This is a genomic window from Okeania sp. SIO2B9 (genome assembly GCF_010672505.1).
Taxonomy (GTDB): Bacteria; Cyanobacteriota; Cyanobacteriia; order Cyanobacteriales; family Microcoleaceae; genus Okeania; species Okeania hirsuta.
The window spans coordinates 1-6,406 of sequence record NZ_JAAHGK010000314.1 but is presented as its reverse complement, the minus strand read 5'-3'; the positions used below and the strand labels follow the sequence as shown (position 1 = coordinate 6,406).

The 6,406-nt window shown below is 38.0% G+C and carries 2 protein-coding genes; one reads left to right on the top strand and one right to left on the bottom strand.

Features of this window, described 5'->3' with window-relative positions; all coding sequences use genetic code 11:
* Positions 1-112: 112 nt before the first annotated feature.
* A complete protein-coding gene (nrdJ, locus tag F6K13_RS13040; RefSeq protein WP_124154336.1) occupies positions 113-4,705 on the bottom strand; it encodes a ribonucleoside-triphosphate reductase, adenosylcobalamin-dependent in 4,593 nt (1,530 codons plus the stop codon).
* A gap of 319 nt (positions 4,706-5,024) precedes the next feature.
* Between nrdJ and F6K13_RS13035 the strand changes: the two genes are divergently transcribed.
* Positions 5,025-6,359 carry a CHAT domain-containing protein gene (locus F6K13_RS13035; RefSeq protein ID WP_240041548.1) on the top strand — a complete coding sequence of 445 codons (1,335 nt, stop codon included), beginning with the start codon at positions 5,025-5,027 and terminating at the stop codon, positions 6,357-6,359.
* The last annotated feature ends 47 nt before the right edge of the window (positions 6,360-6,406 follow it).

Genomic DNA, 6,406 nt, shown 5'->3' with positions numbered 1-6,406 from the left:
GTGGGAGCATCTTGCTCCCGCTATCTATACCATGACAATGCACTAATACCAAACATTGTAGGGTGGACAGATATGAAAGATATCCAGCCATAAATCCCTACAGCTACAAATTTTAGTTAACTTGAGGTTCCGAAGCTTTCAATTCACAAACCATTCCAGAACAAGCGGGGTCTTGAGGTCCCATCTCTGGCAACTCACTAGCTAACACATAACCATTCATCAGCTCGGAAAAATTATCGGACTTGCGACGACGCAATACATCCTCTTGCATTTTTTCATATTCCTCCTGAGATATGCGTTCAAATGGCAACCGGGGGAAAGGTGCATCAAACCGCGCTAACAACGCTGAGGAAATATAACCCTCGTCATCACGAATTGCTTCATAAATACGTTTGCCAAGAGGTTCAATTTCTGCTTCCGTTAATAAAATGGTGCTACTGCTGTTATGAGTTGTCCAATGTTGTTGTACTCCCATGTAAAAGTCAAACATCGCAGTAGCGCTGAACTTCTCAATGGTAATCTCTTCAACCCCAGGTAAATCTATCCAAGATACCTGTACTGGAATTTCTACTAACCATTCTTTAGCCCGATCGTCAAAAGGATCGTTCAGTAAATTTCCATTTTCATCTTTGCTTGACTGCCCTGGAATTACAGAATAACCATAGTCAAGACAAGCTAATGCTACGGGGTCATTTTTGGCAAAAGTAATGCGTCGCACCCACCGCAACCCAAAAGGTGGATGCCAACCGGGAGCAGCGTTTGTTAACAGAGACTTAGTGCCACTAGGTTGAACTGTTGTACAACGGTTTGGACGTTTGAGGTTGTGGTGATCGCAATAATCCCACACTACCTGATGTACTATTTCGCGCCAACGGGTTAAATATTCTGCTTCCTGTTGTTTAAACTCTAGACCTTGAATTGTTGCGGGACGACCTGCTTGCCACCAACGCAACCATTCAATGCCAAAAGCTTTTACAAAAAAGTCAAATAAACCAGTAAAAGAAACACCTACAATAGGGTCTAATTCTCGACTAGAATTATAGCGAGGTTCGAGGAATTTATGGTTTAGTAAAGTTGCCACAGAAAGGGCGCCAGCAGTAAAAGCTTCCTCCTGTTCTTTATGGTTATTTGGGTCAATTTGATTCAGATGAATTTCTGACAAGTTGCAGTGGAAGTTAGAGCCAATTATTTCTCCACAATTGTGAGTTAAACAACCATTAGCAATGAAAGAATTAGTTAAAGGAACGTGCAAATCATAAACAACTTCTTCTCCAAATTCTTCAACTTTTTTCACCTTTGAAGTAAACTTAGAATTAATAGTTGACTCACAATAATTAGGCAATGGTTTTTTTAACCATTTTTCAGCTTTAATATTCTTACTTGGCGATAGTGGAAAGCCGATTAATTCTTGAAATAAATTGAAGTTAAAAGTAGAGATAAATAATCCATAACTGCCTCGATCTAAGCTAATTTTCTCAGTTCCATCAACAGTTGTATAAGGAACACCTCTGTAACCTTCTTTCCTAATTAATCTAACTGTACTAATAATTCCTAAATTAGATAGAATCAATTGAATTTGTTGGAGTAGTTTTTCCGAAACCATGGCTAATTTAATTCTTATGGAATCTTTATCTACTGTGCCATCTGCACTAAAAATTCCTTGTAAAAAGCCAATTAAAACTTCCTGAGATTGACTCAGAAAATTATTAGGAAGTTCTTCTTTTCCGACTATATCTAAATCGGCAAAAAACTTTTCTAATTTAGGAGATTGAGTTCGGAATTCATAGACTCCTTTATGCAGTGTAGTTACATATTCTCTTCCTGTAATTGATGCAACCGCTTTGCCTACAATATTGTTGGCAGTTTCATACTCATCTTGGTTAAAAACAAACCCTTTAGCAAAGTGGTCTTGCTTCCTTCCATGACCATTACTACGAGCTTTTATCCTAACATTATATCCATCTCCATACCACCAACCAAGCATTTGAGCTTGAGCAACAGAAATAGTACCTTTGCCAAAATAACCTGCTCCTCTCTGAACATAAATATTGTCATCATTAGTTAAATCTTGAGTGCTAACCCAACCTCGACTCGTAAAATGTTGATGGTCTGCTGTACATCGCATTTGCATTCCATTAGTCAGCATAATTTTGTAGGTAGTTTTAACTCCCGTCGCAAAAGCGATCGCATCCGTTAACTTCACACCAGATAAACCGACAGAACGCAAATCCACCAATGCTTTAAACTGTTTACCTACCAAATCCTGAATCGGAATTAACCCTTGGTCTGTAGAAACTAAAGTATCCCCAGAATGGCAAGGATTTAACCCTAATCTTGCTAACCGATGTTCCAGTTCATCATTACTAATATTTGGATAGTGTTCTTGAAACCATTTTTTAGCATTATTTTCTCCATAAGCGTTAATAAAATCACTCTTTATTTCTGGGGTTGAAAGTAGATCGCGATTAGCACGAGCAACTGCTTCACCTGCCCACTGAATAGCACCTTCACCAGAATAAAACTGTTTTCTCACTGCCTCAACACATTCTTCTAATGTTGGTTTGTGATGGAAAACATGGGTGTGATTTGCCATTCGCAGAGCATCTCTTTCTGGATCAATTCCCCAGTTACCGTTTTCATCTTGTCGCCAGAGATTATCCTTCGCTACAGCAAACAGGCGATCGCTACTATTGCCCTGCCTCATTCCGGCACTGTTCGCTACTAAAATTCCCTGACAAACAAATTCATGGATACTGGCAACTTCAATATCATAAGTTGATGCTTCTGTCACATCCATCTCAACTTTTTTCACTTTTACCGGAATCAAATCTGTAGCATCGGCGATAAAGTTCTTGACAGTGCGAACCATCATCTGCTTGCGATTATTCCAATCAAAAGTATTCACTGAAGGTTGAGCCATTTCCCAGGGAAACCCGTGATCGTGGAAAAATTTAGGGCGATTACGTTTTTGCACTGGAAACTGAGTAGAGTAAGTCATCATTACTTTTTCTACTGCTTCAAAAGCACTCTCTCCTACAGTTACTAACTCACCTTCCCACTTTCCAGTTCGCTTGCGCACCGAACCACACAATCTCGTGGTGATTCCTAAAGATGCGTATAATGCTTGCACCTGTTGCAGAAAATCTTGGTAAACAGAAGCTACCAGTACGCCCTGAGAATGACAACCATCTGCGTCTGCTAAACCAGCTAAATAAGCTTGACGAATTTCTGTTGTTCCCATCAGAATACAGTCAGGAATCGTAATAGAAGTAAATGACTGTTTAAACTGTGAAAGATATTTATTCAGAATGCTGCTATTTAACTGAAGTTCATAAGCTTTGGTTTTACATTGTTCTGGGGTTCTCAGTGTATGTGTTTCCAAACCAAATTCTTGAGCAACATTAATCAGTCGTTCCAGAATTTCCGGACTATCCTGGGGAACCCAAAACCTGACTTGCCATCCATCTGAAGCAACCGATCCATCTCCATGCAAATATCCCAGAAAATAAGCAACCTCATTGGTAAGAGCAGGTACTGTTATTGCTTTAGCACCATGGGAGGTTACACCTTTTAACTCAGGGAGTTCGGTGGGAGTACCAGGTATTGCTTGAGGCACAAAAATCAAGCGATCGCCCTCTTGCAAGTCTTTAGCTTTTATCATTTTATAGTTACCATACAAATCTTGCAGCACGGCAACTTTATGATCGGCAGTACATTCAAAATATCCGTCTTCTGTTTGAATGCGACATAAAGACTGAGTACCCTGGTTGAAAAAATTTGTCACAGGGTAAAATCCTTTGCTGGTTAAGACGCGATCGCCTATCCGAATTTTTTCAATGGGTACTAACCCTGATGCTGTATGTACTAAAGCACCTTCAGGTAAACAGCGGCGAATATTTCCGGCGACAATTGTGACTGCTGCTTCGTCAATTAGCAGGCAACACTCCACAGAATTTAATTGCCGCCCAATTGCTTGATTTAAAATATTCCCACAACGTTGATACAAGTCTGGCAATTTCACCGGGTTGGCAACACCACCAAATCCTTTTAACTGTTCTCCCGCAGGTCTAACATCGCTCAAATCAATAATGACTTTGACTTCACCGGAAAATCGTTCATCGGTTGACAATTCTAACAAAGCTTGATATGAACCTACCCAACCTTGACGACTGTCTCCAACATAAATTTCTACCTGGTCTCCATCAAATTTTAGTTCTGTCAACTCCCGACGTAATTCAGCAGGAGTAGAACCAATTTCACCCCGCAATATCAGATTTAAGTGATTTCTAATTGGTGGCAGTTGATTTATATAATCTCCTTCTAATACTGCTCCAGTACCGCAACCCATCATTGCTAAGTCCATTAATAGACCAAAGGCACGCCAGTCCATTATATTTGTGGACGAACAATTGTAGGCCCCCGAAAAATTTTGTGGTTGTGTAATCCATTCTGTGCCACCGACCCACAACCAACGGCCAGAGGACATGGCTTTTAGTTGACTTTGCATCCGATACAGTAAGTCCGTTTCTTCCGGGGTAAGTTGACCTAATTTTCTCAGGCCATTAATTGTGCGATCGCATACTTCGACCCAAGTCTCACGGCCATTTTCTGTTTTACGGCTATAAGTTCGATAAAATACTGGATTAGCAGTGGGAGCTGTTTCTGGGAACTCCCTATGATCTACTTTTTCTAGTTCTCGTACCATAGTTAAATAGAAAATAGAATTTTTTGGAAATAAGCAACAAATTACGAGTGTAGCGATTTTTTATATATAGCGTCAAATTTTTGACAAATTTACCAAATTACTCTATATTTTGCGTTTTTTGTTTTTAGAGGTGGAATTAGAATTGAACTAGAGTTTAACTAGAGTTAAAAGTACGAGTAAAACACTATAAAAAAACTGTTTGCCTGGCATGACCCAGGAAATACTTACCTGTAATAACTGAATCCTTACCAAGATATTAAACAAGGTACTGTATATGTTTGAGAAAATCTTTTCTTTTAAGAATAAGTATAAAGTCAGTATGACAATTTTTATATTTATTCTTTCCCTGATTATTATTCTCACTTTTAATTCAGAAAAAACTGTCTCTCAAGACATAAATCTAACTGTCTCAGAGAAAGTGATGAAAATGGAAGAAAGGCTAAAAAAAGAATTTGAGGCTTATTTTGATCGAGATTTTTCTAAAGTTTCAAAAACTGGTGATGATATTGCTAAAAAATTGTTAGAAATTAGCCAAACAAGTAATATAAAACCAGCCGTATTTTGGGCGATACCCGAACCAGAATATTTACATTTAGTCTTTATTTATCCTGGAAAAAAACCTCTAGTTAAAGACCTTGATTTTATCAAATACGAAACCCTGATTCAAGCAGTTAAATTATTTCAAAATGAAATCACTAATCCTCAGCTGCTTTTTGCAGACTTTTACTTAAATCAGGCTCAACAACTCTATGAATGGATTATTAAACCCTTTGCAGCAAATCTCCAAGCAGAAAAAATAGACACAATATTGTTTTGTTTAGGAAAAGGTTTGCGTACTCTACCAATAGCCGCATTACACGATGGAAAAAAATTTTTAGTAGAAAAATATAGTCTGGCAATTATTCCTGCATTTAATTTAATTGATTCTAATTATACTCCCATTCAAAAAGCTAGAATTTTAGCCATGGGGGCATCAGAATTTCAGACACAAAAGTCTTTACCAGCAGTTCCAGTTGAACTCTCAACAATTGTTGATGAAAACCTGACAGAAAGTATCTCACCTCAAAATATTTCTCAAGGTTGGCCTGGAAAATTATTTCTCAATCAGGAATTCACTTTAGAAAACTTAAAAAATCAACTTTCCTCTCAATTTTTTAATATTATTCACTTAGCAACTCATGCAAAATTTCAGCCTGGAAAACCTGAAAATTCTTACATTCAATTTTGGGATACTCAACTCCATTTAGACAAAGTAAAAGAGATTGCTTGGAACACTCCTCCGGCTGAATTATTAGTCTTAAGTGCTTGTAAAACTGCCGTTGGAGATCGAGATGTGGAGTTAGGTTTTGCTGGATTAGCTTTAGAAGCAGGAGTTCAGTCTGTATTAGCAAGTTTGTGGTACGTTAATGATATTGGAACTTTAGCCTTAATGAGTGAATTTTATGAACAGTTAAAAACAGCACCAAGTAAAGCTGAAGCAATTAGACAAACTCAAATTAAAATGATTCAAGGAGATGTATTGCTCAGGAATGAAAGATTAAAGTTTTCTAGAGGTGAAATATCTTTACCTGAGAGTTTACAAGGATTGGGAGAAATTAACTTTTCTCATCCTTTCTATTGGTCAGGATTTACTCTTGTTAGCAGTCCTTGGTAATAATTAATAGGGAATAGGGAGGGAATAGGGAGGTAATAGGGAGAATA

Bases quoted from the DNA above. Each gene is read 5' to 3' on its own strand.
- nrdJ (WP_124154336.1), bottom strand. From the start codon at position 4,705: ATGGTACGAGAACTAGAAAAAGTAGATCATAGGGAGTTCCCAGAAACA.
- F6K13_RS13035 (WP_240041548.1), top strand. From the start codon at position 5,025: ATGACAATTTTTATATTTATTCTTTCCCTGATTATTATTCTCACTTTT.